Genomic DNA, 26,080 nt, shown 5'->3' with positions numbered 1-26,080 from the left:
CCTCGATAGATGCATTCTCCACCTATCGAGGTGTCCGGGGAAATTAGACCACTGCAACAATGCCCACTGAATATTCATTACCTGATGTCCTTGAGCGTCTGTACCAAAATCAGCTCGCCTTAGAGGCGGCCGTGATGGAGTTGACCTTGAGGGTTGAGCGCCAGGGTGCGACGGACACTGGCGACAATGTCCGCGGAGCGCTTCACACGATCGGTGAGAACGCCGGACACATCAAACAGGGCTTGCCCAAGCTGAGGACCCAACGGCCACCCTAATCAAGGTGGTTCCGACCTCCTTCCTTCAAAAACTCTCTGTCGCGCGGCTCCCGCTTCCCGAATCAGCACGCACTATCCTGCAGTGCTGATCAACCTTAGGCTCCAGCTCGTCAGATTCAAACCCCAAATTATGCTTTTTCAAGCGTAATGGCATAATATGCCAATGATCGAAAAAACCTGTTTGCCCTGAGCTGGAGCTAATTATGGCGACGCGAAACGTTGTGCTCACCCCTCACCAGGAACAGGTTATCCATGACCTGGTGCAGTCCGGCCGTTATCAGAATGCCAGCGAAGTGATGCGAGAAGGTTTGCGTCTATTGGAGCAGCGCGTCGCCGAAGACACCGCCAAAATTGAGGCCCTGCGTCAGGCGACCTCGATCGGCATCATGGATCTTGAGCTCGGGCACTTCACGCAGTTGAACGAAGGGGATCTGGAGCACTACCTCGAGGGCTTGAGCCTGGAGGCCACCCTCCCCGCGCGTGAGAAACACTGAGCATGCCGCAATATCGGATTTCCAACGCGGCGCGCGCCGACATTGTCGACATCCTCAGGCTCTCCCAGACGCAGTTCGGCGATCAAGCACGCCAGCGCTATCAGGCGCTGATCCTCTCCGCATTACAAGCTATCGCCGACACGCCCTATCGCACTGGCAGCCACGACCGCGATGAGCTTGCACCGGGCCTTCGCAGCTATCACCTCATTTACTCACGCCAGCAGGCTAAACACCCCCATGGAACGGTCAAAAGCCCGCGCCATGTCGTGTTCTATCGCGTGGCAAACGACGACGTGATCGAGGTCGTCCGACTCCTGCATGACGCAATGGAAGTGCAACTGCACCTGCCCAACGACTGATCACCGACCTAGCCCAAAGGCTTAACTGGCCATAAACAGCGAAGGTAAGGCGCCCCCTTTACATCGCAACCTGAGCGCCCTCGCTGCCAGCCGACTCGACGGCCAATTGAAGCGGGAGGTTCTGGCCCGACCGGACCCGAGACCCCACGACCAGAAACGCGATGTTCAACTTTGCGCACCACTTTTCAATGCTGAACAACCGCTTCTTAGGCGTTTTCCGTGGCCAGGCGCCTGGCATCACGCTCCATCTGCCTATGGACACGCGGATCGATGCCCCTAGCGACCAGTGCCCTCGTTTCATCACGCAGAGCACGAGCATCTCGTAAGCTAATTTCAGGATAGGTACCGAGAGAAATACGGGGTTGCTTATCCGCCCAGGAAAAGCGGAAGTGCCAGCACTTGGCGCCTTTCGTATTCACGAAAAGGGCGAGGCCGTTGTAGTCAGGGAGGGTGTAGTCCTTGGCGCGGGGTTTGGCGTGCCGGACTGCTGCATTGGTGAGAGCCATCGTACAATCTCCGTCTCGTTTGAATAGAGGAGATTTGTACGGTTTCCAGAGAGGCGAGTCCCACGGAAAAGTGATCTACCAAGCACCGGATTAATGTACTAAAAAATGTACTAAGAAAACGTGGATGGTGGTGTTTTCGAGTGGAGCTTACTGGAACTAAAAAAGAGGCCGAAGCCTCTTTTTTCAGTTTCTGCAGACTTCAATAGAAGCCTGTAGAACAATAATTGGAGCGGGAAACGAGACTCGCACCTAGCGCCCTACCCATTGAAATCTAAGGGTTTTCTTTTATTCCTGCTGCAGGAATGAACTTGATTCTGGACTTGTTTTCAGGGTGTATCAAGAGCAAAAAAAAGATGACTCCAAGCCATGCTTGCGAACTCTACCTACAGCCACTCGGAAGAGCAGTCGTCCGGCCGACGGTATCAATTGCGTAGGACCAATTCGAGACGAGTCCTAAAGCGAGTACGAAGCGGCAGGCCGGAGGACTCCGCATTCCGGCTCTGCCTGGAGTGAGTGGCGTTAACTACTGTGCAGTGTGTTTGAGGTACCAGTGCTGTGTCGCATCCAGAGAAGACGCAAAAACCCCAAGGATTTCATTGATATCCTTCTCCGTTGAGATCAACGGAGGACAGAATGCCAATGCATCTCCCATGGCTCGGTTGATCATGCCACGCTCCTGGGTCTGAGAGGACAGATACCGCCCGAGTCTGCCAACAGCCTCAAAAGGCTCTTTTGTGTGCCGGTCGGCTACCAACTCAACGGCAGCAATCAACCCCACACCACGAACCTCTCCAACCATAGGATGATCAGCAAACTGCTGAAGCCCCTTGCGAAGGATAATCCCCATTTCAGCAGCATGCTGAACCAGGCCCTCCTCTTCGATAATTTTAAGATTCTCCAGGGCAACTGCAGTAGCTACCGGGTGCCCGCTACCAGTGAAGCCATGCCCTAACGTGCCGATCGAATGGCTTTGGTCGGCAATGTCTTGGTAAACAGCGTCGTTAATCAATATGGCTGCAATGGGCTGATAGGAGGACGACAGCTGTTTGGATACCACCATGACGTCTGGTTCGATATCAAAGGTCTCGCAACCGAACATATTGCCGGTTCGACCGAAACCACAGATGACCTCGTCCGCGACAATCAAGACGTCATGCTTGCGGCACACCTTTTGGATCTTTTCCCAGTACGTCTTCGGCGGAATGATCACACCCCCCGCTCCCATCAGCGGTTCGCCATAAAACGCTGCGACCGTCTCAGGGCCTTCCTTGATGATCAGATCATCCAGTTCTCGGGCGAGGCGATCGGCGAACTGTTCTTCTGTTTCACCTGCTCGACCATATCGGTAAAAGTGCGGGCAGCTGACATGCAGGAAGCCCGGCAGGGGAACGTCAAAACCGCGCTGATTTGCCGGCAGCCCAGTGAGGCTCGCACTTACGGTAGTGATACCGTGATATGCGTTCTGCCGACTGATGAACTTTTTCTTGGCGGGCTTCCCCAGAGCATTGTTCCGGTACCATAAAAGCTTAACTACTGTGTCGTTTGCCTCAGAGCCGGAGTTGGTGAAAAACACTTTGCTCATCGGCACCGGAGCCATCTCCACCAATTTTTCGGCGAGCTCGATGCTGGGACGGTGTGCCTTACTGGAAAACACATGATAGAACGGCAGTATACGTAGCTGCTTTTCGGCAGCCTCGATCAGCCGCTGGTTGCTGAAACCAAGCGCTACACTCCATAGCCCTGACATCGCCTCGATGTATCGCTTATTTTGATTGTCATAAACATGAACTCCTTCTCCACGCTCGATAATGAGGGGACCATCCGCCTCATGAAGTCGAGCATCCGTATATGGATGGAGGTGATTTTTAACATCTTTTTGTGCAAGCAAATCCGTCATGATTTTGCCTCGAAGTGAGAGAGGATTCGTTAAACCAAGGGCCGTGTAGAAACCCAAATTAAATACCCAGGCAACCGCACCAGGCTCCACAGCTACAACAACTACCTGTCGCCAATAGCCAAGGAGCAAAAAGCGACATAAACACCGTAATCGGTGTCCGGACTTACTTGACCAATTCAGGCTCGCCTACAGGTTATGCGCTAAACCTGTGGGCGAGCCCCCTCGCGAAGAGGACTTTAGGGCTGTTGCCAAAAAACCCGGATCAGAAGTAATACCCGATGTTCATGTACAACTGGTTTTCCCACTGGTTACTACCACCAGCCCCCAGACTCTGGGTGAGGCTGCTGCCACCGATGACCGGATCATTCTTGCCGTACAACCATTCCGTGGCGATCCACAGTTTGCTGAAGGAGAACGAGGTGCCGAAAATCATCCGTTGCGAGGTATTGAAATCGTCGGCGGATTTATCGAAGGCGCTGTAGTTGGCGTACAGCTTCACACCGCTGATCTGATCGAACAGGTACTTGCCGCTGACGTCGTAGCTCACATCCGCCACGTACAAGTTGCCGCGACTGGCAACGTTGAAGGTGCCGTCGTAACCGCCGAAAGTCACCAATTCATCGGTGCCGGGGTTGCGCGGGGACATCTGCTGTCGCGCGGCTTGCAGTTGCACGCCCCACGGGCCGTTTTTGCCGATGTAGTGCACCGCCATGGCATTGCGTCGACCATCGTTGTTGGTGTCGCGGTTCTCCAGGGACGAGGTCAGGCCGGAGATCCCGACTTCGGACTTCCACGGCCCCAGGTCCAGCGCCTTGGCCACCCGCAGGACCACTGTGTTGCGTTCCTGGTTGTTGCTGCCGTCGGTGACATAGCTGTCCGCTTCGGAGACCACAGTGGAGTAGGTTTCACCGTTGCTGGTGCCTTTGCCCTGCCAGGCCGGGCGCAGGTAGTAACCGGCCTGAATATTCCAGTCGCCGCTTTGCTGGATGTACTTGGCGCCGACTTCTTCCACGTCTTCCAGTCCCACGACGCTGCCCAGGGTTTGGTAGAACGTGCTGCCGAAGTACGGCTGCAAACCGAACGGCAGCTGGTTCAGGCCGACCTGGACCTGCTGGTCGGGGTTGAACTTGTAGCCGATCCACGCCAATTCGGCGAACTGGACGTCACCGACATTCTTTGTGTACTGGTAAGGGTAGGCTCGACCGTAGAAACGGTACTTGGCCTCGCCGATCCAGGTGTCGGAGTTGTACTTGGCGCTCAGGATCGCGGTGTCAAAGTTGAACTTCTGGATGTCGCGATCCGGGTCATAGTCCCAACGCGCTCGGACGGCACCGCCGAGATCGAGGTTGTCGGTGACCTGGATCGCCATCGCGGGGGTGGAAAGGGCCCCCAACAGCGCCAGCGGGGTCAATGAGCGCAAGGCCCGGGTGGTGTTCAAGTTCATGGTCGCTCCGTCTCTTGTTTATTTTATTGTTGGCAACACTCATCCCGGCCACGGCAAAAGCGCGGTCTGGATGAAAGGGGTAGGGCCCACCAGAACGAAGGCTGCAAACAGCGTCCAAGTTAGGGCCGGGAGGGTCAGCCGCCGGCGGTCAGCCGGGTCTGGGTGTAGCTATGCCGAGCCTGCACATGGCACCTCTTCACCAAGGCTGGGAAGTGCCTGACAAGCCGCGGTCATTCACACTCCCGCGTCAGCTGCGTTGCAGTTCTTCAACCACAGCGGCACAAGCACGGAAGGTATTCAACGTCCACTCTGCATTGATAAAGTCCGGCCAACTGGAAAGTTTTACGATTGTCACTTCAGAAGCCGGATCCCAATAGATACTCTGCCCAAATACTCCGCGCGCCGAATAGGTACCCTGTTCACTGTCCAGCACCCAGCACTGATTGCTATAGGCGCCGTTAGGAAAGTGTTTGACATAGAAGCCATAGAGGACTTCAAAAGCCGGTGTGGAACCACGGCCGCATGCGCGCACAAATTCCTCTGGAACAATCTGTTGGCCGTTGAAACGTCCCCTCTGCAGATACATCTGGGCAAAGCGCCCCAGATCACGCAGCGTGGCGCTCATCCCGCCATCGGCCAATGCCGTTCCAACGCAATCGAGGGTGATATTCGCGTCTTGTTCTGCCCCCAGTCTTGACCAGATCTCCCGGCTCAGTAAAACGGGGAGCCGCTCGCCGCAGGCCCGCTCACAGACCCAGGCCAACACGTCGGTATCCACTGAGCGATACTCAAAGAACTGGCCATGTTCACGATCTTTACTCAGCGACTTCAACAAACCATAAATGCTGTCAGGCGACTTTAGCTCTCCCCGTTCACGCCAACCGGAGGCGATATCCAACTGGATGAATTCAGCATCCGGATCGGTGTAGTCCTCCCTGAATCTCACTCCCGTGCGCATATCCAGAAGATCCTGTACCCGGGCGTCGCCATAACCGCTTGCCGAAAGCTCGGGCACATAGTCGCTGACACGCGCTTGGGGATCGATTCTGCCCTGGCCGATCAATCTGCCGACCAGGCTACCGACGACGGTCTTGGATACCGATTGCAACAGATGCAACGTGTGCGGCTGCATACCGTTGAAATACTGCTCCGAAACCACCTTGCCTCGGTGGAGCACTAAAAAACCATCGGTGTAGCTATCGGTCAAGAAAGTCGCCAGATCGGTTTGTCCGCCGTCGACCCGCTGGAAACGTACGTCGTCCAGTGAGCGTTCGTTGCGCTCGAGTTCGGTGACCGGCCCGGGACTACGATGAATAGCGGCCACCGGAAACAACTGGCTCATGTGCTGGAACGACCAGCGGTTATAGGGCGGACTGTCCCAATTATGCAGGCCGACTTGCTTTTCCCGGGACGGCGGATAGCCCTGCATCAAACTTAGGTCCTGATAACCAATGCCGGGAGCGGTCATGTCTTTTTTATTGTACATAGGGGTTCAGCTCTCATCGTTCAGAGGGTGGTGGCAAGAAAAGCGGTGGCCGTGATCCTGGGTCTCGGCTGGCACCTCTCGGCGACAACGTTCAGTGGCCCGCGGGCAACGGGGCGCGAAGTGGCACCCGGCAGGCCGATTCAAGGGGCTGGGGATCTCGCCACTCAGGATTTGCAACTGGTCACGGCGCTCCGGGTCGATGGAGGGCACTGAATTGAGCAGCGCACGCGTGTAGGGATGACGCGGTCGGCCAAACACCTGCTCCACCGGCCCGGCCTCGACGATGCGCCCCAAGTACATCACCAGCACCTGCTGCGCCAGATACTCGACCGTCGCAAGGTCGTGGCTGATAAACAGGTAGCTCAGGCCATTGTCGGTCTGCAGCGTCTTGAGCAGTTGCAGCACCTGGGCCTGGACCGACACGTCGAGCGCCGCCGTAGGCTCATCGAGGATCAGCAGTTTTGACTCCAGCGCCAGGGCCCGGGCGATAGCGATACGCTGCAACTGGCCACCGGAGAATTCATGGGGATAGCGCTCCATGTGCTCCTCGCCCATCCCTACATTTCCCAGCAGCGCGAGAATGCGCGCGTGCAAGGCGCTACCGCGCAAACCAAAGGCAACCTTCAGCGGCTCGGCAACAATCGCCTTGATCGTCATTTTCGGGTTCAGCGAGGCGTACGGGTTCTGGAACACCATACTCAAGCTCCTGCCCCGCGCCCTGGCATCAGTGGGCAGCGGCCGACCTTCGACCAGAATTTGCCCACTATCGGCTGGCAGCAGACCGAGCAAGGTCGCGGCCACCGTACTTTTGCCACAACCGGATTCCCCCACCAGCGCGACCGTCTCACCGACCTGCACCTCCAGGCTGATGTGGTCAATGGCCGTCACCAGGCCATCGCGGCTGGCGTAGGTCTTGTGCAACTGATTGACGCTCAACAATGCGGGCTGTTTGTTGTTATTCATAGCCGTTTACCTTTCAAAGAAGCCTCACACCTTGACCAATATGTTGTGGCAAGCTGCCCAGTGCTCCTTGCCGATGACAACCCTCGGCGCAGCGTGATTGCAGCGTCCGGTGGCGCGTTCACAACGTGGGTTGAAGGCACAGCCAGCCGGGGGATCCGCCATGTTCGGCACCTGCCCCGGGATGAAGCCCAGGGCTTGGGGTCCCTGCCCCAACTTGGGCACGGTGCCCATCAACTTCAGGGTGTAGGGGTGTGCAGGTCGCTTGAACACCTCGCCCACCGGACCGCTCTCCACCACTTCGCCGGCATACATCACCGCCACCCGGTCACAGAGCGAAGCCACTACCCCCAGGTTGTGGGTGATAAACAGAATCGCCAGGTCCTGCTCCCGTGCCAGCTTGCGCAGCAGAGCGATGATCTGCGCCTGCACGGTGACGTCCAGCGCCGTGGTCGGCTCATCGGCGATCAGCAGTTTCGGCCGACAGGCCAGCGCCATGGCAATCACCACTCGCTGCAACTGACCGCCAGACATCTGGTGCGGATACTTGGCTAGCGCCAGAGGGGGGTCGGGCATGCTCACCGCTTCCAGCGAGCTCAGCGCCTCGGCGCGGATTTGTGCCTTACTCAGTTGCCGATGGCAGCCGATGACATCGAACATCTGCCGCCCGATGGTGAAGAACGGGTTGAGCGCCTTCATCGGATTCTGGAAGATCATCGCCGCGCCACCGCCACGCAAAACCGCCAGCTGCGACGCCGACGCGCCGTTGACCTGCTGTCCGGCGACCCTGACACTGCCTCCCAGCCGAGCGGCCTCAGGCATCAATCCAAGGCAGGACATGGCCGTCATAGACTTGCCCGAGCCCGACTCCCCCACCAACCCGAGGATCTCGCCGCGCCTTACCTTAAGGTCGATGCCGCGTACGGCCTTTACGGTCTTGAACAAACCAGGGAAGGACACCGTCAGCCCTTCCACTTCCAGCACCAGGTCTTGAGCTGCGTCGTTATTCGAAGCGGCGAAACTCTCGATAGCAGAATATTGCAAGGATTCGTCGATCATCAGCGCGTCCCCTTCTTTGGATCAAGCACATCGCGCAGCCCGTCACCTACTAGGTTGACGGCCAGCACCAGGACAAAAATCGCCACTCCGGGAAACAGCACCGTCCAGGGATTCTCGAGTAACTGCGAGCGCGACGCTGCGGCCATCAGCCCCCATTCGATCATGGGCGGCTTGGCCCCCAGCCCGATAAAGCTCAGCGAGGCAGCGGCGAGAATGGTGTAACCAAAGTCCATGGAGCCCTGCACGATCACAGGCGTGGTGGCATTGGGCAGTACATGGCGAAGCAAGATACGGCCGTGACTGACACCCATGGAACGGGCGGCATGGATATAGGTTTCTGAACGAACCCGCACTACCGCACCGCGCATGATCCTCGCGTACCAGGGAAACCAAGAGACAGCGAGCGCTAACATGGCGTTGGCCAATCCCGATCCCAGCGCAGCGGTGATAGCGATCGGCAACAACAGCGGCGGAAAGGCCAGAAACACATCTGAGAAACGCATCAGCAGCGTATCAACTCGACCACCGAAGTAACCGGAAACAAGCCCAATCGGAATCCCGATCAGCATCGCAATCAGAGTCACGCTCACTCCGATGATCAGCGAGGTGCGTGCGCCATAAAGCACCCGTGAAAGAATGTCGCGACCAAACTCGTCGGTGCCCATCCAGTGTGCCCAGTTGGGTGCCAGCAATTTCTGGGAAAAGACAATCTTGTTCGGCTCATAAGGTGCAAGCCAGGGGGCGAAGACTGCCGCCAGGATGATCAGCAGCAATAACAGCGCGCCGAATACAAACAACTTGTTATCGCTGGCAAACGCCAGGGCCTTGATACGCCATGATGGGGCTCGCGGGGGCATGGACAGGGATACGTCTTGGATACTCATTGGACTCGCAACCTCGGATCAACAAGGTGATACAAGAGATCAACGATCAGGTTGATCGACAGATACGTCGTGGCCAGCACCAGGGTGGCTCCCATCACAGCGGGGAAATCATTCTGGGCAATCGAAAACACCACAAAGCCGCCCAGGCCAGGCCAATCGAAAATGAACTCAACGACTACCGCACCACCGAGCAGGTAACCGAAGGTCAGGCCCACCACTGTCAGGAGCGGAATCATTGTCGCCTTCAGGGCATAGGCGTAATGGATACGCCACTTGGGTACACCGTAAGAAACGGCCGTACGGATGTACTCCTCGGATAGCACCTCCACCATCATGTTTCGGGTGATCCGGGTGACAGTGGCCAAGGTCACGATGACCAGGGTGAGCACGGGTAGCGTCAGGTGTTTGATGGCGCTCCACAGTGCTACGAAATTACCGGCCAGCAGAGTGTCGATCAGGTAAAAGCCTGTCACACGCTCAAAAGGGCTATCGAGAAGAATGGAAGCATCGATACGTCCTTGCAGGGGCAGCCAGTTGAGCTTGCCGTAGAACACCAACTGCAAGCCCATGGCCAGGATGAAAACTGGAAACGCCGTCCCGGCGATAGACCCCGCTCGTGCCACATTGTCGACCACAGAGTTCTGCCGCGCCGCTGAGATGACACCGATCGGCACCCCCAGCACCACCACCCAGAACATCGCCAGGAATGTCAGTTCAAAAGTCGCGCCAACCCGCCTGACCACTTCCTCCACCACCGGCCGCCCGGTGCGCAGACTAGTGCCAAAATCACCTCGGAGAAGATCGCCGATGTAATTGAAGTATTGGATCGGCAGAGGCTTATCCAACCCCAGATTTTCCCGTGCGACGGCAATCTGCTCCACCGTGGGGTGATTCCCCAGCATCATTTCTACCGGGGAACCCGGAAGAGCTCGGCTCAGAACGAAGGTGATGGTCAACACTCCCAAAAGAATGAAGAACATCACTATCAATCGCTGAGCTATATACTTCGCCATTTGGAATACCCCTTGTGGCTAAAAAACTTGACCCTGACTTCTTACGCCCAACATAAAAATCCCAAAAGCGGGTTAACCCGTGAGGGAATAACCAGGCAAATTAACTAACTGCCTGGTTATCGATTTACATGGCAAATCAGGCGTTACAGGTACAATTTCATCAAGGACGACTCAGCATTCAGCGATTCAAGTTGTAATAGAGAATCGCCTCATAAGCAGGATTCAGGCTCTTTTCCATACCCTTAATGTCTTTGCGGGAGACGCGTATCTGCTGCACGTCGGCGTACCAGATCGCAGGAGCGTCCTTGGCCAGTAGCTGCTGGGCCTGCACGTACTTTTCAGTGGATTTGGCCCGATCACTGCCTTCTAGCGCCGCCGCCTCTTCGATCAACTGATCAAAGCTTGGGTTGCTGTAGTGAGACAGATTGAATAGCGTGGTTTTCTCTGTATGGAACTCACTGAAAAGCCAATCGCTGGGTGTCGGATACGTCGGCCACCAAGCCATAGATTGCATGTTGGGAGCGGTATCCAGCTTCTTTGCCTTATCCCAGATCACACCCCACTCGCCGGGGAGTAACTCCACCTCAACGCCAACCTGAGACGCCGTCGCCTGGAATAGTTCTGCAGCGTTTGCATAGATGCCACTGATGTACTGCATCGAGACCTTCCAGTCCTGCTTAGGTACACCGGAGGCTTCCAACAATTGCCGGGCTTTATCCAGATCGTAAGAGGCCATAGGCACGCTGGCATGCCCCCAGATACTGGTGGGCAAAGGCCCCTTGGGAACACTGCCGTAGCCATGCAAAATATCTTTGGTGACACTTTCATAGTCCCAGAGGTATTGCAGCGCCTGACGAAATGCCAGGTTGTTCGTAGGGTACTTCTGGGTATTGATCAAAAATTGGAAGTTCTTCCACGAAGGCGCGGTGCTCACCTTGATGGAGGGGTCCTCTCCCAACACCTTGAGCTGATCAAGAGGGATATCCCAGGCGACGCCGGCCTCGCCATTTTTGATCATCTGGGTACGGGTCGAGGCTTCGGACACGACCTTCACGATGACCCGATCAAATTGCCCTTCTTTCCAACCTCCCCAGTAGCCATCGAATCGCTCAAGCACCACTTGCTGGCCCTGTTCGACCTGCCCAAGCTTATAGGGACCGGTACCGATGGCGTTGGGAGCCATCATCCAGTCATGCCCTTTCTCCACCGCCGCCGGGGCAATGATGTAAGCGGCATACTGGCCTGCCGCGATCAGATTGGCTGGAGTGGGACTCTTAAACTTGAGCACTACCGTATCGTCAGCGAGGGCCTCGACGGTATCCAGACCGTTCCATACAAATGCAGCGCCCTGTTTCAGCTGCTTGACGTAATCAATGGACTTTTTGACCGATGCAGCATTAAAGGCCGAACCGTCATGAAATTTAACGCCGTGCCGCAGCTTGAAGGTCCAGGTCTTGCCGTTGTCGCTGCTTTCCCAGGACGTGGCGAGCTTGGGGGAAAACTCCTCTGCACTGCCTGGCGCGTTATATACAACTAATGTCTCGTAGATATTGCCAAGTACCCGCACTTCCTCCGAAAAAGCCGAGGCAGGATCCCAATCCTTGAAAGAGGCTCGATCAGCGACAACCAAGGTATTGTTTGCCGCATACACCAAACCACTGGTCAACGGCGCGGTAACGGACAGCGCCATCAACCCCGCCATTAATGTTCTTTTTAACTTCATCGGTGTTCCTCTTATTTTTATGGTGGGCGCAGCGGATCACTTGTAGAAACAGGCACTCATTCAACCGGAACGAATGATGTGATTGGCCGTTAACGAAACTGACTTTTAAGTGGTGTATGGCATTATTGATCTGACGCACAGCCAGCTCAATTTCGCGAGCACGAATAAAAAAACGCCAGGTGACGCCCTAAAGCGTCACCTAGCGTCTATTTTAAAAAAAGACTAAAACAGCGGAGGGACGAGGTTGAACTCACCTTCTGATGGATGTACCAGCAGCCGCGACCTCACCTCGTCAGGAATCTCAGGGGCATCAATCGGAAAACAGCTGCAACTGGTGAGAGCGTTACGCAGGTCGATCGACTCGCCTAGGTGCTCAAATACAATATGGGCACCAAAAGGACGGCGGAAATTGTCACCCGAAACGCCGAGTACCAAGCCGTTGAGAAAACGGAAACGACTGCGGTAGGAGGGATAAAGCGCTGACCAGATATAGCCCCGGGACGAGAGGTACTCGCGCTCGACGATGTAAATCAGATCCGATGAGGCAAAGCAGAACCCACGATATTTATTGATGCCGAAACTGTTCAGCTGGTCATCGCCCAACCTCATCCGCTCGTATGTTTTACTCAGGATCTTTTCGCCGGAGCGGGTCAAGCGGGTAATCGACTTGATCACCTCCCCCGGCGCGGCAGGCGACATCAAATAGACAAAGTAGTAACCCTGGTACTTCGACAACGCCTGCGCGGAGCTCGGGAAAAAATCGGCTGGTACCGCACTGTCCGGCTCTCGCGCCGTGCGTTGCCTGTTGAGCAGAGCGCGGAAGGATTCATGCTCGGAGAATATTTCCTCCTCATCCACCCCAAAAAAAGCGCAGATCTTGCGCAGTGTAAAGGACGAAGGAGTCGCTTGCGCCCCCAAGTATTTGTTGAACTGCTGGCGGTTGATATCAAGGGAGCGGCACACCTTCGCCACCGACTTATAATATCCGCAGAGAAGGCGCAAGTTTTGACTAAAGTCTTGCATCGACTGGGATGAACTGGAACTGACCATAAAGAGTATTCCTAACGCCACGATTGACAATATGCTGAACTAATCGTCGCTTGGGGTCACGGTTTCAAAAGCTCAGTGCAAGACAGTGCCTGAAAGTGGCGCAGAAGCTCGGCATTGCCAACCCGTGATCGAAGCGAGCATTGAGCCCGACCATAGCGACTAGGTGAGGAAATATTCAATAAATACACAAGCTTATCCAGCGATTCCTGACGCCTCGGTAGAACTACCATCGGCTGCATATTTGTAAATCGCGACTATGGCTACCCAAGAGCCGACTGCTCACTTGAACATCGCGTGAGCTCTTGGTCACGATATCCTCCCTGTAACCTGATGAATCGATGTGGTCGAGGCGGCACGAACGCGAAACAAGCACGCTACCTCAATGCTGCTATATCAGTTTGCTATGCGCCACTCCCGGCCATCCGCAGAGCAATGCCCTTCCAGGCGCCACAGTCGTTGACTAACGAACAGGTATACGCTGTCACCGGCTACATCCTGTACATGAACAAACTGATTGAAGCCAATACGACCGTCAATGCATCGACATTGGCAGCCGTAAAAATGCCGAATCGAGACGGTTTTTTTATCGATGATAGACCCGACAGCAAAGCGGTCGCCTGCATGATTAACTGCTTGAAGGTCCCCAGATAGAATCCTACCTGACCGGGCTGAGTCTGCTAATCGATGGCGGTTCGATTCGCTCAAGTCAGTCGGCCCGACGCTGTGCATCGTTCTTCGAGCAAACGCACGAACATGGTCAGGCTTTGCGACACCGTCCCCCGGCGCCACACCAGCCAGGTTCGCAAATAGCGAAAGGACTCCGACAACGGCCACACACTCACCGTGGTGCAGCCCGGCATGCTTTCGAGCATGCTGCGCGGCATCAGCGCCAGGCCAGCACCGGAGCTGACACAGGCCAGCATGCCGTGATAGGACTCCATTTCGAAAATCTTGCCGGGCACCGCAGCATCCTTGGCGAACCACCTTTCAAAGTGATGTCGGTAAGAGCAATTAGAGTGAAAGGCGTAGATGTTTTCGCCGTTCACATCCTGCGCACGGTGGATCGGCAAATGGTTGAGCGGCGCGATCAGCACCATCTCTTCCTCGAATGCCGGCACGCCCTCCAGTGCCGGGTGCAGCACCGGCCCGTCGACAAACGCAGCGGCCAATCGACCCGATAGCACTCCGTCGATCATGGTCCCGGAAGGACCAGTGGACAGGGCCAGTTCGACCTTGGCGTGCTTCTGGTTATAGGCGGCCAACAATTCAGGAATACGCACCGCCGCCGTGCTCTCCAGCGACCCCAGGGGAAACGATCCTTGCGGCTCTTCCCCGGCAACCGTCGCGCGCGCCTCCTGGACCAGATCGAGAATGCGTCGGGCATAGTCGAGAAAACTCCAACCGGCCGGCGACAGCCGCAGGCGGCTTTTCTCGCGGATAAACAGGTCAACGCCCAAGTCCAGTTCCAGCTGTTTGATCCGCGTCGTCAGGTTCGACGGCACACGATGGATGTGCTGAGCGGCGACGCTGATGCTGCCGTGCTCGGCGACCGCTTTGAAAATCTCCAGCTGAACCAGATCCAAGTCATTCTCCATACGTGAACGATACGGTCAGTATTATTCAGTTTTAAGAAACCAAAAGCCACCGTAGTCTGAACGCATTCCCACCCCGCAGGACGATGCCATGACCAACATTTCCAGCCTCACTCATGCCATTTCGATCAATCCCGTCAACGGCGAGCAGATCGGTAACTACCCTTTTGAATCCGAAGCGGCGCTGCAAACCGCACTGTCACGTGCCACGGCCGGGTTCCGTGTCTGGCGCGGCACACCGGTTGCGCAACGCGCGCAACGGCTGATCGCCCTGGCCAACGTCTTGCGCAACAACGCAGAAACAATGGCGAACATGATCACCCTGGAAATGGGGAAGCCGATCACTCAAGCACGTGGCGAAATCGAAAAGTGTGCGCAGCTCTGCGACTGGTACGCGGAACACGGCCCGGCCATGCTCAACGCTGAACCGACATTGGTTGAGGGCGGAAAAGCACGCATTGAATACCGCCCACTCGGCCCGATTCTCGCGGTGATGCCGTGGAACTTCCCGATATGGCAGGTCCTGCGCGGCGCCGTTCCGGTATTGCTCGCCGGCAACACCTACGTGCTCAAACACGCGCCGAACGTGATGGGCAGCGCTTACCTGTTGCTGGACGCCTTTCAGCAAGCCGAATTTCCTGAAGGGGCTTTCGAAGTCATCAACGTCACGCCGGAAGGTGTTTCCACGGCGATCAAAGACTCACGCATTGCAGCCGTCACCCTCACCGGCAGCGTGCGAGCCGGCATGGCCATCGGCGCGCAGGCCGGTGCGGCGTTGAAAAAATGCGTCTTGGAACTGGGCGGCTCCGACCCTTTTATCGTGCTCAACGATGCCGACCTCGACGATGCGGTGAAAGCCGCCGTGATTGGCCGTTATCAGAACACCGGGCAAGTCTGCGCGGCGGCCAAGCGCCTGATTGTCGAGCAGGGCGTTGTCGAGGAATTCACGCGCAAATTCGTTGAAGCCACGCAAAAACTGGTGGTCGGTGATCCACTGGCCGCCGCCACGTACATCGGCCCGATGGCTCGCTTTGATCTGCGTGATGAACTGGATCAGCAGGTGCGCAACACTCTGGAGGAAGGTGCTACGTTGTTACTGGGTGGCAAGAAGACCGAGGGTAGCGGTAACTTCTACGAGCCAACGGTTTTCGCTGATGTCACCGACCAGATGACCTCGTTCAAGCAGGAACTGTTTGGCCCGGTCGCTTCGATCATCACCGCACGCGATGCCACCCACGCCATGGCACTGGCAAATGACAGTGAGTTCGGCCTCGCCGCAACGATTTATACAGGCGACGTGGAACGTGCCCAACAGATGGCCGGTGAACTGGAAACCGGTGGTGTATTTATCAATGGTTACTGCGCCTCCGATCCGCGCGTCACCTTCGGCGGTGTGAAGAAGAGCGGTTTTGGTCGCGAGCTTTCGCACTTCGGGGTACGCGAATTCTGCAACGCGCAGACGGTGTGGCGGGATCGGCATTAAGTGCATGGACGAAGACCGAGTGCGTTGGAAACCACGTTTTCTAAAGAGCTCATTGCAGCTTACAAAAATAATACCCCGACTAAAAATCGCAAAAAATTTCGTGAAGTTGGTGGATACGGCCAGGTAAGCGAAAGTGACTTGTTCCGATCCTCAGACCACTGCGTGATTCTGACATCCGAAGAAGAGATAGAAAGGGACTCTACCCAATTCTTCGAATTACCGTTGCCTGCCTCGTTCCTCCAGTCAGCTCTCGCTACGCGTGAGCTGACCGTGACGTTGGCCTATTCACCAGCTACGCGTGGTTGACCAACATTGCTCTGAGTAGGTTTGCCGAGGCCGAAGGGTATTCGTTAAGAAGCCGACCGGCTAAATGGGTTACGAAAGGGGTAGAGAAGCTGGTGCCGCTGATCTCTTTGAAGATTCTGTGACCTTGGGACTGATTGTTGAATCTGAGCACACCGAGGCTACGCATATCGGGCTTCCACTGCCCACGGTCTTGTCGCATTGGACAGGCCAAATTACTACCAGGAGCCACGAGCTCTGCTCCTCTGACTGTTGGACCATGCCGGGTAAACGCCGATGGTTGGCTAGCTGATGCTGGCGTCAGCTGGGATATTTCTGGGTATTTTTGGCTATCGAGGTGGCGTTGTGGCGGGCGATACTTCCTACCGTAAGAACATTCAGCGGTGGGGCTGGATCGATGATTGCGCTCTGCTCGTGCAAGAGGTACTTAGGATACTCCTCTCGCCAACTGTTGACGGGTACCGCGGGATCCTCAGACCCTCTGAAATTCCCAGTAAAGACGATGAACAAGACGTTGTGCTTTCTGGCCAGCACATCGAGGATGTACGCCCCCCCGAATGTGAGTACCGTCGTAAGGAGCGTTGGTGTTGCCCAACGACAGGTTGAAGATCCTGCGAGAGTGTCAGACTGAGCGACTCAGGCCTGTCAGTCAGCCATAGCCTCTTCTGCTACCCGCTTAGTAGCCGTGGGCGACTCAGCACCGTTGGCTGGCCTTGGTATGCGTCGCCTTCAGATCCTTGGCAAATGTCCCATCCACCTCGCCCTTGAAGAAGTTTTTGCCGTAGATCAGCAACACAACACAACGCCAATCCCGAATGCCCTGCTCGCCCCCTTGATCGCCAGTACCGCGCCGATCACGCCCGCGATACCCAAGTCACGCTGGCAACGAGCTTCAAGGATGCCCAGACGCACACTCGCATAACCCTGGATCAGCAACGTCAGCGACAGAGCAACACCGAGAATCGGCGGCTTTCACTTATGCTGAGGCAGGAATAAACCTGCCCCAGCTTAAATGACTATTTGATCACTACCGGATTGACTGGTGATCCGGCAGCGCGATGTACTTTTAGCGGGGCTGCCACATAAAGGAAAGTATACTGCCTGTCTTTAGCGCAACTTTCAGCTAGCTTTTCCAGATCGCAGATCTCCGTAAAGGCGATACCAAGATTACGCATCAAAGCGCAGTGTAGTGGCAGAGCCACACCTGATACTGGGTCTGTCGTGACCTCATTGGCGATGGTATCGGTGACAAGGTTTGGAATTTCCTTCTCATGGAACCATCGAACAAGCTCCTCCGAATATGTAAGGCCTGGCTCGCAGAATCCGTCGTAAAACGCCTCGCCCTGCTCATAGAAAGCTTGAAGGAAGTTAGTCCTGATAATCAGGATATCGTGGGGCTCGATCGTATGGCCCTGAGCCTCTGCGCACGCCACAAGATCTAAGTGAGTGAATGTCTCACCTTTATCCAGCATGCGCTTGCCACGATGCCGTGCCATATCCAGTAATACTCCGCGCCCGACCACTCCTCGCTCGCCGATAGGTGCGACACTGGCCTTGTCAAGGCCACCCACAGTTGTTCGCGCGTCGTAGCCGTTCCATATTTTTCCGCCGTACCAGAGGTGGCCAAGCGCATCATATTGCGTGGAGCCTTGCAGGAACGCGTCGATCTTGTCATCAGCGTAGTGCAACCCGCCGGGATAACATGGGCCATGATCATTGTCCCAGCTTGACTCATCGAGAACCATAGTACGTTCCGCCGGGGTACGGCCTGGCCAAACCGGATCGCCTGCGGGATCACCGATCATACGCTGTAAAGTAAATACACTTCCCGTCTTAATGTGCGCCACCCCGCGCATGACTTCTTGCGCGGTCAGGTAATTCAGAGAGCCAACTTCGTCTTCCGGTCCCCACTTGCCCCAGTTAGAAGGAGCGTCCTTCAAAAAATCTTCCATCGTAGGAACTGCAGTAGTCATGATTTTTTCCTTTTAAGTCGCGGTGGTTATTGTTTGCTTTGAATGACTGGGTGACTAATGCTCGCATGGCGAAGGCAAGGCGAACTTTCATTTGTGGCTAAGGCGTGGCTGGAGTTAGCCCGTGACTCCTCCCACAAATGGATTACTGTTGATCACAGAGGGCGTGATCAATACAAAACCTGTGGGAGGAAGCTCACCGCAATGGTGTCAGACTGAGCGACTCAGACCTGTCAGTCAGCCATAGCCTCTTCTGCTACCCGCTTAGTAGCCGTGGGCGACTCAGCACCTTTGGCTGGCTTGGCATCCGCCGCCTTCAGATCCTTGGCAAATGTCCCATCCACCTCGCCCTTGAAGAAGTTTTTGCCGTAGATCAGCAAACACAACACAACGCCAATCCCGAATGCCCAGCTCGCACCCTTGATCGCCAGTACCGCGCCGATCACGCCCGCGATACCCAAGTCGCGCTGGCTACGAGCTTCAAGGACGCCCAGACGCACACTCACATAACCCTGGATTAGCAACGTCAGCGACAGAGCAACACCGAGAATCGGCTGTACCAGAGTCACTACCGGCAACAACAGCAGACCGGTGTTGGTCCCCCAACGGAACGACCCGACACCGCCGATAATCGACTTCATCGCTTTCGGCCCACCTTTAAAACGCTCGATCACCACCACCAGCATCGCCGCCCATTTTGGGCCGCACATGGCGACATCCGGGCCAAAGATACTCATGAACGCATTACGCGCGCCGAAGATCAGGTGAGAGCGATCGGCGTTGTAGTCGACGACTTCATCAGTGCGGACAGTTTCTGCCTCATCGAGGAGCGATTTCGCACTAAGCACATCGCCGAAGACAATGATGTACACCGCCAGCATGGTCGGCAGCGCGGAGATGAACATCGACAGTGGCGGCATGCCCAGACCGAACACGGTGTAGTTGCTCCACAGCCCGGCGAAATCCGGTTTGCTGATGCCCCACTGAATGGTTGGCCATGGCGCCTCACCGAACAGCGGCGCAATCACCACCGCCAACAGAATGATCGGCAAGATTCCCAGTTTGGCGAAGTTCCACCAGAAGCGGTTGCGCTGCTTCAGTTCGTTGAAGTGCTGGGAGAAGATCAGATAGAAGGCGATGCCGACCGCAATGGAAATGGTCCAGGGCAGCACATTGAATTTACCGCCAACCTGGAACACCGCGATCACCGCACTCAAGCCGGCACCGACGATAATCCCGGACTTGATCGCCGAGGGCACATATTCCACAACCTTCTTCGCCATCCCGGTCGCCCCTAGGGCAATTGAAAAAATCCCCAACATCAACTGGAAGGCAATCAAAGCGTGGACACGCTCCGGGCCAATTGGAAATTGAGCACAGTAAGCCATCAACAGTGGTACCGCCGGGGTGATCCAGCCAGGTACGGTCGGGTCACCGAGCAAATGGTGCACGAGGTAAAGCAAGCCGTTGAGCATCACGACGGCCAGCGCGACCTCAAATGGCATGCCGAGCAGTTCGGTCATCAGCGGAATGGCGGCCAAATCCACGGCACACATCAGCAAGCCTTGGAGGTAGTCCGGAAGTTCGATTTTGTAGTGAATAAACGGCAACCGAACCTTGAAAGGACCCAGCGGGATGTACGGGCTTTCGCTCCGCTGCACAGTAGTGTCGGACATTGAGTTCACCTGTTTTATTGGTCTTGTAATGGCGGGTGCACGCACCCGCAGGGCGGGAGTCGTGGCTTATCGGAATCAATAGGCTGCGCGATAGATTTTCTCGATATCGGCGGCTGTCAGCTTGCGCGGGTTGTTGCGCATCAAACGGTCGATCTTACTGGCCTCCTCGGCCATTGCCGGGATGGCATTCTCAGGTACGTTGAAACTGCGCATACCGGATGGAATATCCACAGCGGCGCATAGATCTGCCATGGCTTTGACAGCCAGATCCGCCGCATCCTTGTTGCTCAGGTGCGCGACACACACGCCCATGGCTTCGGCGATATCACGGAAACGCTCGACACAGGCCGTCTTGTTCCATTCCATCACGTACGGCAGCAGCAAGGCGTTGCTGACACCGTGGGCAATATTGAAACGCCCGCCCAATGGGTATGCCAGCGCATGCACTGCGCCTACCCCTGCGTTACCAAATGCCATGCCGGCCATCAAGCTGCCGGTGGCCATGTCTTCCCGAGCTTGCAGGTTGGATGGATTGGCATAAGCCTTCGGCAGCGCCTTGGCGATCAATTTGATAGCGCCCAACGCGATGGCATCAGTGATTAGAGAAGCGTTGAGCGAAAGATAGGACTCGACCGCATGCACCAGCGCGTCGACACCACTGGCCGCCGTCACACTGCGTGGGCAGGTCAGTGTCATGGTAGGACAAACCAGCGCCACGTCGGGTAGCAGGTAGTCGCTGACAATGCCTTTCTTCAACTGCGCTTGCTTGTCAGAAAAAATCGCTACGTTGGTAACCTCAGAACCCGTGCCAGCAGTCGTTGGGATAGCAATCAACGCAGGGCCTTTACGTTTCACCAGATCGACACCAAATAGTTCGGTCAGCGGACCTCCATGACCGGCATACGCCGCGACGCCCTTGGCGATATCGATAGCACTACCACCACCCACAGCAATCAAGCCGTCGTGACTGCCCTCGCGATAGGCGCGGGTGCAGTCCTCAACAATGGCAATTTCCGGCTCAGGTTTGACCTGATCGAAAATGCCGTAACGGCGAGCACCTAGTTGCGCCAGAGCCAGCTCAACAGTGCCGGACTTCAATAGAATGACGTCGGTGACGATCAGCGGGTTTTGGACATCTAGGCGAGTCAGTTCAGCCGAAAGGTGCTTGATAGCGCCTTGTCCAGTGATCAATTTGTTCGCGATTTTGAAAGCAGAGATGTTCATCGGGCTCGTCCAGTTGATGTAGTTTTATTGGAAGACGTGCCATACGAGTTAGCGAAAGACGTGCCAATACCCGCAAAGCCCCGTGGCGTGGGCCTTTACGCGATTCACACGAAAATAGGAGGTCTTTTACTGGTCAGTCCCGATTAGTTTTCTGATCGATTTAATCGGGGCTGATTAGAATCCTAATCAGAATGTTCCCAGCGTTTCATTTTCTGCACCACGGTCGCCTGACTCACGCCTAAGGCCTTGGCTGCAAGGCGCGTGGTCTTATGCGCACGCAGCGCGGCACGAATCGCATTGCGCTCGGCGTTTTCCAATACCTTGCGCAGCGGTAAGCCGGTGTCATTGGTATTCAGCGGATTGAGGTTGAGGATCTCCTCAGGCATGTCAAGCGCCTCAATAGTCCCACTCTGATTGGTCACCACCAGGCGCTCGACTATGTTGATCAACTCGCGGATGTTGCCGGGCCAGCCGTATTCGCACATCAGGTCGAGGGCTTCGAGCCCCCATTGAACCTGGCGTTCATAACGGACATTGAATCTGTCGAGGTAGTAATGCAGAAGCGGAGCAATCTCCTCCCGACGCTCGCGCAGTGCCGGAATGTTGATCGGCACCACGTTGAGCCGGTAATACAGATCTGCCCGAAAACGACCTTCGGCCACCAGCTGTTTGAGGTCATGGTGGGTGGCGCTAATGATGCGTACATCGACCTCCTTCAGCTCCAGGCCACCGACCGGAATGAAGCGGTTTTCTTCGATGACCTTGAGTAACTTGACCTGCACCGGCAGTGGCAAATCACCAATTTCATCGAGAAACAATGTTCCGTGATGCGCCAGCTCCAGCAGGCCACGCTTGCCTTTAGGACCTGCGCCTGTGAACGCTCCAGGCGCATAGCCAAACAGCTCGGCTTCGATGAGGTTCTCGGGCAGCGCACCGCAGTTGAGTGCCAGAAATGGTTCACTGGCTCGCGGACTGGCGTTGTGGATGAATTGCGCTACGAGGGTCTTTCCTACGCCGGTTTCTCCCTGAAGCAGAACCTTCACCGAGCTACTGGCAACCTGCCGGGCCAGCGAGAAGATACTGCCAGAAACCTCTTGATCGGCCATAAGCGGAGAACGCAGGAGGTTGTCTCGTTGGCCCGCATGAAGTTTGGCGGTGCTGTTGCGCAGTTGTTTAAGCTGTTGCAACTCATCGCGCTCGTGTTTCATGCGCAGCAGTTCAGTCATGTCGCGTACGGTACTGACAACATATGAAATCCGGTTTTCAGCGTCGAGAATCGGCGTGGCGCTGACTAACAATTTCTTGCCCTGACTCAGGCTCTGCATCACCGACACCGGCCGACCTTCATGCAATACACGCAGTGTGGCCGATTGCGAGAGGACGCCCTCCTTCACAAGCTCCTGCATGGATCGGCCGATGAGATCAGCACCACTGAGCCCGGTCTGGCGCTCATAGGCTTGATTGACCTTCAGCGTCTTGCCGTCGCCATCAGTGATGTAGACGCCGTCATGCAAAGCGTTGAGCAGTTCTTCGAAACTGGCGTCGTTGACGTTCACCGGGGAGGTTCCTTCGAGGGTGCGGAGCAGTTAAGTGTAAACGTTGTGCCGAGGGATGGAGAGTAACGTAAGCCTGGCCTAACGATGTAGTTTCAGATCTGCTCGCAAACCCTGAGGGCCCGATCGCAATCTCGTTCTTTGGCAGCAACTACAAAAGTCTGTAGCCCCTGGCGTAGCGTGTGATCTGTTTAGCGGTATTAAAGCGCCGAGAAGGGGTAGCTGATAATCGGATGGTTTTCGTCGAACTCCAGGCTACTGTAATCGCGACGCAAGGTCGTTATTGAAACGCCCGTCTGCCCTCGCTCCAGAGGTCATCGGTTTGGGCACATAGGCGTTGATGCCGGCATCGTGACAAGCCAGGATTTCTTCGCTTTCGAAGTAACCTCGGTCCGCCACCACCGACAGCGTTTCTGACGCCATCGCCTCGCCGGCCTGCTTGACCATCGAGCTGAGTTGATCGCGGTCGGAACCGACGTTAGTCACCTTATGCGCAACGATCAAATGGTGCTGCGTATCGACCGCTGTCTGCACGTTGTAGCCGACGATTCCCGTGCCGCGCGTCATCATGGAGCAGCTGTCTAGATCGGTCAGTGAGACCTGTTTATCCGGCGATTCGTTGAGCTGAATTTCGATCGCCGGCTTTTCCAACAGGAAATGAAGCAGCCGGTCCAGCAGTATTGCCGTCAACTTCGACTTTGTTATGGATATTGGCTTCTTTTAAATAGCACCAAGTCAATCACCGAAATTGCCAAACCCGTTCGGCCTATCCCGTTGCTGCGAAGCCACCAGCTTGGCTCAACCTACCGAAATTTGCGCTCTGGCACGTCGGTGAGAACGACGCTGGCAACATCTCGATGAAATCCCTGGGCCGTGCTGATACGGAATTCAACGAGATATTCAGCTAAAGAAATTAGGTGGAGCAGCCCTGGCTTTTGTAATGTCGGGGTGCCCATTGATGCGTTATTGATGGCGGTTTGGAGGCGTAAGCCGAAACAGGAGGTGATGGTTCACGCCGACCAAGGCAGCCAGTACAGTGGCGTTACTGAGTGACCGTGCAGTCTGATGCGTACAGACATGACCTATTAATGTACTCGAAGAACACTTGGGGTTAAGCCGCGCCGTTTCTCGATTTCACCTGAGTATGTCGCCGCGTGGTCATATTTGGTAATCGTCAAGAATAGCGCAGCCATGACTTTACTTTGAGGGCCGGGAACTGGATGTGGGCCGTTCCGTCAAGCAAACAGCCGCACCAAGTTATCGGCAAGGTTTGGAGGAGTGCTGATGATACCTGCTTTGGGTCGACAGCCGCCCTCCCCACTGGAAGCTACCGCCGACCCAGAACGCCAAGGTGCGACGGATATTAGCGACAATGTCCGCGGCGCACCTCACACGATCGGTGAGAACGCCGGACACATCAAACAAGGCTTGGCCAAGCTGAGGGCCCAAGGCCCACACCAATCAAGCTGTCCACGACGTCCCGCCTGCGACAGCCTTGTTTGGACTTTGTGCACATGCGGTCCGGGTCTGCACGCGCTGTTCGGCGCAAAGGATGACCCCGTGCGACACAGTTCGTCAGATACAAATCCCAAACTATGTGTTCGCGGGTAAATTGGCATAATATGCCATTGATCGAAAGAACCTGTTTGCCGAAAGCTGGAGCTCATTATGGCGACGCGAAACGTTGTGCTCACCCCTCACCAGGATCAGGTTATCCAGGACCTGGTGCAGTCCGGCCGTTATCAGAATGCCAGCGAAGTGATGCGAGAAGGTTTGCGTCTATTGGAGCAGCGCATCGCCGAAGACACTGCCAAAATTGAGGCCCTGCGTCAGGCGACCTCGATCGGCATCATGGATCTTGAGCACGGGCGCTTTACTCAGTTGAACGAAGGGGATCTGGAGCACTACCTCGAGGGCTTGAGCCTGGAGGCCACCCTCCCCGCGCGCGAGAAACATTGAGCATGCCGCAGTATCGGATTTCCAACGCGGCGCGCGCCGACATTGTCGACATCCTCAGGCTCTCCCAGACGCAGTTCGGCGATCAAGCACGCCAGCGCTACCAGGCGCTGATCCTCTCCGCATTACAAGCTATCGCCGACACGCCCTATCGCATTGGCAGCCACGACCGCGATGAGCTTGCACCGGGCCTTCGCAGCTATCACCTCATTTACTCACGCCAGCAGGCTAAACACCCCCATGGAACGGTCAAAAGCCCGCGCCATGTCGTGTTCTATCGCGTGACAAACGACGACGTGATCGAGGTCGTCCGACTCCTTCATGATGCCATGGAGGTGCAGTTGCACCTGCCTACCGACTGACGCGCTCGAACGTCCAGCGCAATGCATGTCACGCTGAGGTATTTTTCAGGCACAAAAAAGCCACTCATCTGAGTGGCTTTTTTCTGAATCTTGGAGCGGGAAACGAGACTCGAACTCGCGACCCCGACCTTGGCAAGGTCGTGCTCTACCAACTGAGCTATTCCCGCGTCTTGGTGATGCGCATTCTATAGAATCCACATCCCCCGTCAACCCCTTGATTCAAAAAAGTTTTATTTCTTTTCCACATCCGTCTTCAGATGCGGCCAGGCGGCCCGCAAGTATTGGACCATGGACCACAAGGTCAAGCCAGCGGACACCATCAGCAAGGCGTACCCCATCAGGACCCAGAAGCTGAAGTCCGACGGATTAGCCAACAGGATAACCAGCGCCAGCATTTGCGCGGCGGTTTTCCATTTGCCCAGGTTCGATACCGCTACATGGGCGCGGGCGCCGAGTTCGGCCATCCACTCGCGCAGTGCCGAGACGACAATTTCGCGACCGATGATGACGGCGGCCGGCAGCGTGAGCCACAGGTTGCCATGCTCTTGCACCAGCAGAACCAGTGCAACGGCGACCATCAGCTTGTCCGCAACAGGGTCGAGGAAGGCCCCGAACGGTGTGCTTTGTTCCAGACGTCGGGCCAGATACCCGTCCAGCCAGTCGGTCGCGGCGGCAAAGGCAAAGACCGAAGCCGACGCCAGATAGCTCCAGTGGTAAGGCAAGTAAAACAGCAAAATGAAGATCGGAATGAGCAGGACGCGTAGAACGGTAATCAGATTAGGGATATTCATCGGCACAACTGGCTACGAGG

At 55.9% G+C, this 26,080-nt stretch carries 22 protein-coding genes, 1 tRNA gene and 3 pseudogenes; 6 read left to right on the top strand and 20 right to left on the bottom strand.

Annotated elements, in window-relative coordinates; translation table 11 throughout:
- Positions 1-59 precede the first annotated feature (59 nt).
- The 3 genes from QMK51_RS12030 to QMK51_RS12020 all read left to right on the top strand — a co-directional run bounded on the left by QMK51_RS12030 (position 60) and on the right by QMK51_RS12020 (position 1,128).
- Entirely contained in the window at positions 60-275 is a 216-nt protein-coding gene (locus QMK51_RS12030) for a hypothetical protein (protein WP_242483632.1), read from the top strand.
- Between the two features lie 203 nt (positions 276-478).
- Positions 479-769, top strand: a complete 291-nt coding sequence (locus QMK51_RS12025) for a type II toxin-antitoxin system ParD family antitoxin (RefSeq protein ID WP_320394170.1) — start codon at positions 479-481, stop codon at positions 767-769.
- A gap of 2 nt (positions 770-771) precedes the next feature.
- The gene (locus tag QMK51_RS12020; protein WP_320394169.1) at positions 772-1,128 is read left to right on the top strand and encodes a type II toxin-antitoxin system RelE/ParE family toxin; all 357 of its coding nucleotides are present in this window, start codon (positions 772-774) and stop codon (positions 1,126-1,128) included.
- A 206-nt stretch (positions 1,129-1,334) separates the two neighbouring features.
- On the opposite strand, the gene QMK51_RS12015 is transcribed toward QMK51_RS12020, so the two are convergent.
- From QMK51_RS12015 to ptrR, 11 genes are all read right to left on the bottom strand, one after another.
- Positions 1,335-1,634, bottom strand: a complete 300-nt coding sequence (locus tag QMK51_RS12015) for an Arm DNA-binding domain-containing protein (RefSeq protein ID WP_320394168.1) — start codon at positions 1,632-1,634, stop codon at positions 1,335-1,337.
- A gap of 523 nt (positions 1,635-2,157) precedes the next feature.
- The gene (locus tag QMK51_RS12010) at positions 2,158-3,531 is read right to left on the bottom strand and encodes an aspartate aminotransferase family protein (protein WP_320394167.1); all 1,374 of its coding nucleotides are present in this window, start codon (positions 3,529-3,531) and stop codon (positions 2,158-2,160) included.
- A 262-nt stretch (positions 3,532-3,793) separates the two neighbouring features.
- Positions 3,794-4,975, bottom strand: a complete 1,182-nt coding sequence (locus tag QMK51_RS12005) for a hypothetical protein (protein WP_320394166.1) — start codon at positions 4,973-4,975, stop codon at positions 3,794-3,796.
- 247 nt (positions 4,976-5,222) lie between these two features.
- Positions 5,223-6,461 (bottom strand): serine hydrolase, encoded by a 1,239-nt coding sequence (locus tag QMK51_RS12000; protein ID WP_320394165.1) that lies wholly within the window; start codon positions 6,459-6,461, stop codon positions 5,223-5,225.
- A gap of 6 nt (positions 6,462-6,467) precedes the next feature.
- Positions 6,468-7,424: an ABC transporter ATP-binding protein gene (locus QMK51_RS11995; protein WP_095129303.1), complete on the bottom strand. Its 957-nt coding sequence runs from the start codon at positions 7,422-7,424 to the stop codon at positions 6,468-6,470.
- Between the two features lie 24 nt (positions 7,425-7,448).
- Positions 7,449-8,480 (bottom strand): ABC transporter ATP-binding protein, encoded by a 1,032-nt coding sequence (locus QMK51_RS11990; RefSeq protein WP_320394164.1) that lies wholly within the window; start codon positions 8,478-8,480, stop codon positions 7,449-7,451.
- Positions 8,480-9,364: an ABC transporter permease gene (locus QMK51_RS11985; RefSeq protein WP_024777130.1), complete on the bottom strand. Its 885-nt coding sequence runs from the start codon at positions 9,362-9,364 to the stop codon at positions 8,480-8,482. The genes QMK51_RS11990 and QMK51_RS11985 overlap by 1 nt, the downstream gene beginning before the upstream one ends.
- Positions 9,361-10,377: an ABC transporter permease gene (locus tag QMK51_RS11980; RefSeq protein ID WP_024777129.1), complete on the bottom strand. Its 1,017-nt coding sequence runs from the start codon at positions 10,375-10,377 to the stop codon at positions 9,361-9,363. The genes QMK51_RS11985 and QMK51_RS11980 overlap by 4 nt, the downstream gene beginning before the upstream one ends.
- A gap of 178 nt (positions 10,378-10,555) precedes the next feature.
- Complete coding sequence (locus tag QMK51_RS11975) at positions 10,556-12,100, bottom strand: ABC transporter substrate-binding protein (protein WP_320394163.1); 1,545 nt, start codon at positions 12,098-12,100, stop codon at positions 10,556-10,558.
- Positions 12,101-12,322: 222 nt separating this feature from the next.
- The gene (locus QMK51_RS11970) at positions 12,323-13,150 is read right to left on the bottom strand and encodes a helix-turn-helix transcriptional regulator (RefSeq protein WP_320394162.1); all 828 of its coding nucleotides are present in this window, start codon (positions 13,148-13,150) and stop codon (positions 12,323-12,325) included.
- Between the two features lie 701 nt (positions 13,151-13,851).
- On the bottom strand, positions 13,852-14,733 hold the full coding sequence (gene ptrR / locus QMK51_RS11965) for a putrescine utilization regulator PtrR (protein WP_320394161.1): 882 nt from the start codon (positions 14,731-14,733) through the stop codon (positions 13,852-13,854).
- A 100-nt stretch (positions 14,734-14,833) separates the two neighbouring features.
- Here ptrR and QMK51_RS11960 point away from each other — a divergent pair, with 100 nt between their 5' ends.
- Positions 14,834-16,225, top strand: a complete 1,392-nt coding sequence (locus QMK51_RS11960) for an aldehyde dehydrogenase family protein (RefSeq protein WP_320394160.1) — start codon at positions 14,834-14,836, stop codon at positions 16,223-16,225.
- 295 nt (positions 16,226-16,520) lie between these two features.
- Here the strand turns inward: QMK51_RS11960 and QMK51_RS11955 are convergent.
- From QMK51_RS11955 to QMK51_RS11925, 7 genes and pseudogenes are all read right to left on the bottom strand, one after another.
- Positions 16,521-17,141: pseudogene (locus QMK51_RS11955) on the bottom strand (S8 family serine peptidase); the annotation flags it as partial.
- Positions 17,142-17,173: 32 nt separating this feature from the next.
- A pseudogene (locus tag QMK51_RS11950) lies at positions 17,174-17,494 on the bottom strand (hypothetical protein); the annotation flags it as partial.
- Positions 17,495-17,544: 50 nt separating this feature from the next.
- On the bottom strand, positions 17,545-18,501 hold the full coding sequence (locus QMK51_RS11945; protein WP_320394159.1) for a cyclase family protein: 957 nt from the start codon (positions 18,499-18,501) through the stop codon (positions 17,545-17,547).
- Between the two features lie 230 nt (positions 18,502-18,731).
- Positions 18,732-20,174 (bottom strand): hypothetical protein, encoded by a 1,443-nt coding sequence (locus tag QMK51_RS11940; protein WP_320394158.1) that lies wholly within the window; start codon positions 20,172-20,174, stop codon positions 18,732-18,734.
- A gap of 75 nt (positions 20,175-20,249) precedes the next feature.
- Complete coding sequence (locus QMK51_RS11935; RefSeq protein ID WP_320394157.1) at positions 20,250-21,398, bottom strand: iron-containing alcohol dehydrogenase; 1,149 nt, start codon at positions 21,396-21,398, stop codon at positions 20,250-20,252.
- A 182-nt stretch (positions 21,399-21,580) separates the two neighbouring features.
- Entirely contained in the window at positions 21,581-22,954 is a 1,374-nt protein-coding gene (locus QMK51_RS11930) for a sigma-54 interaction domain-containing protein (RefSeq protein WP_320394156.1), read from the bottom strand.
- Positions 22,955-23,227: 273 nt separating this feature from the next.
- A pseudogene (locus tag QMK51_RS11925) lies at positions 23,228-23,587 on the bottom strand (transposase); the annotation flags it as partial.
- Positions 23,588-24,619: 1,032 nt separating this feature from the next.
- Between QMK51_RS11925 and QMK51_RS11920 the strand changes: the two are divergent.
- Positions 24,620-24,910: a type II toxin-antitoxin system ParD family antitoxin gene (locus QMK51_RS11920; protein WP_180925459.1), complete on the top strand. Its 291-nt coding sequence runs from the start codon at positions 24,620-24,622 to the stop codon at positions 24,908-24,910.
- Positions 24,911-24,912: 2 nt separating this feature from the next.
- Positions 24,913-25,269 carry a type II toxin-antitoxin system RelE/ParE family toxin gene (locus tag QMK51_RS11915; RefSeq protein ID WP_320394155.1) on the top strand — a complete coding sequence of 119 codons (357 nt, stop codon included), beginning with the start codon at positions 24,913-24,915 and terminating at the stop codon, positions 25,267-25,269.
- A gap of 91 nt (positions 25,270-25,360) precedes the next feature.
- Here the strand turns inward: QMK51_RS11915 and QMK51_RS11910 are convergent.
- Positions 25,361-25,436: transfer RNA gene (locus QMK51_RS11910), tRNA-Gly, on the bottom strand.
- Between the two features lie 63 nt (positions 25,437-25,499).
- Entirely contained in the window at positions 25,500-26,060 is a 561-nt protein-coding gene (gene pgsA / locus QMK51_RS11905; protein ID WP_007933765.1) for a CDP-diacylglycerol--glycerol-3-phosphate 3-phosphatidyltransferase, read from the bottom strand.
- Positions 26,061-26,080 lie beyond the last annotated feature (20 nt).

This window comes from Pseudomonas sp. P9_31 (assembly GCF_034008235.1).
GTDB lineage: Bacteria > Pseudomonadota > Gammaproteobacteria > Pseudomonadales > Pseudomonadaceae > Aquipseudomonas.
This window is presented reverse-complemented; position numbering and strand designations above follow the sequence as displayed.

Coding starts and splice junctions, on each gene's coding strand:
- QMK51_RS11990 (WP_320394164.1), bottom strand. CDS start 8,480: ATGATCGACGAATCCTTGCAATATTCTGCTATCGAGAGTTTCGCCGCT.
- QMK51_RS12005 (WP_320394166.1), bottom strand. CDS start 4,975: ATGAACTTGAACACCACCCGGGCCTTGCGCTCATTGACCCCGCTGGCG.
- QMK51_RS12010 (WP_320394167.1), bottom strand. CDS start 3,531: ATGACGGATTTGCTTGCACAAAAAGATGTTAAAAATCACCTCCATCCA.
- QMK51_RS11975 (WP_320394163.1), bottom strand. CDS start 12,100: ATGAAGTTAAAAAGAACATTAATGGCGGGGTTGATGGCGCTGTCCGTT.
- QMK51_RS11995 (WP_095129303.1), bottom strand. CDS start 7,424: ATGAATAACAACAAACAGCCCGCATTGTTGAGCGTCAATCAGTTGCAC.
- QMK51_RS11945 (WP_320394159.1), bottom strand. CDS start 18,501: ATGACTACTGCAGTTCCTACGATGGAAGATTTTTTGAAGGACGCTCCT.
- QMK51_RS12015 (WP_320394168.1), bottom strand. CDS start 1,634: ATGGCTCTCACCAATGCAGCAGTCCGGCACGCCAAACCCCGCGCCAAG.
- QMK51_RS11960 (WP_320394160.1), top strand. CDS start 14,834: ATGACCAACATTTCCAGCCTCACTCATGCCATTTCGATCAATCCCGTC.
- QMK51_RS12020 (WP_320394169.1), top strand. CDS start 772: ATGCCGCAATATCGGATTTCCAACGCGGCGCGCGCCGACATTGTCGAC.
- QMK51_RS11980 (WP_024777129.1), bottom strand. CDS start 10,377: ATGGCGAAGTATATAGCTCAGCGATTGATAGTGATGTTCTTCATTCTT.
- QMK51_RS11940 (WP_320394158.1), bottom strand. CDS start 20,174: ATGTCCGACACTACTGTGCAGCGGAGCGAAAGCCCGTACATCCCGCTG.
- QMK51_RS11935 (WP_320394157.1), bottom strand. CDS start 21,398: ATGAACATCTCTGCTTTCAAAATCGCGAACAAATTGATCACTGGACAA.
- QMK51_RS11985 (WP_024777130.1), bottom strand. CDS start 9,364: ATGAGTATCCAAGACGTATCCCTGTCCATGCCCCCGCGAGCCCCATCA.
- QMK51_RS12000 (WP_320394165.1), bottom strand. CDS start 6,461: ATGTACAATAAAAAAGACATGACCGCTCCCGGCATTGGTTATCAGGAC.
- QMK51_RS11915 (WP_320394155.1), top strand. CDS start 24,913: ATGCCGCAGTATCGGATTTCCAACGCGGCGCGCGCCGACATTGTCGAC.
- QMK51_RS12025 (WP_320394170.1), top strand. CDS start 479: ATGGCGACGCGAAACGTTGTGCTCACCCCTCACCAGGAACAGGTTATC.
- pgsA (WP_007933765.1), bottom strand. CDS start 26,060: ATGAATATCCCTAATCTGATTACCGTTCTACGCGTCCTGCTCATTCCG.
- QMK51_RS12030 (WP_242483632.1), top strand. CDS start 60: ATGCCCACTGAATATTCATTACCTGATGTCCTTGAGCGTCTGTACCAA.
- QMK51_RS11970 (WP_320394162.1), bottom strand. CDS start 13,150: ATGGTCAGTTCCAGTTCATCCCAGTCGATGCAAGACTTTAGTCAAAAC.
- QMK51_RS11920 (WP_180925459.1), top strand. CDS start 24,620: ATGGCGACGCGAAACGTTGTGCTCACCCCTCACCAGGATCAGGTTATC.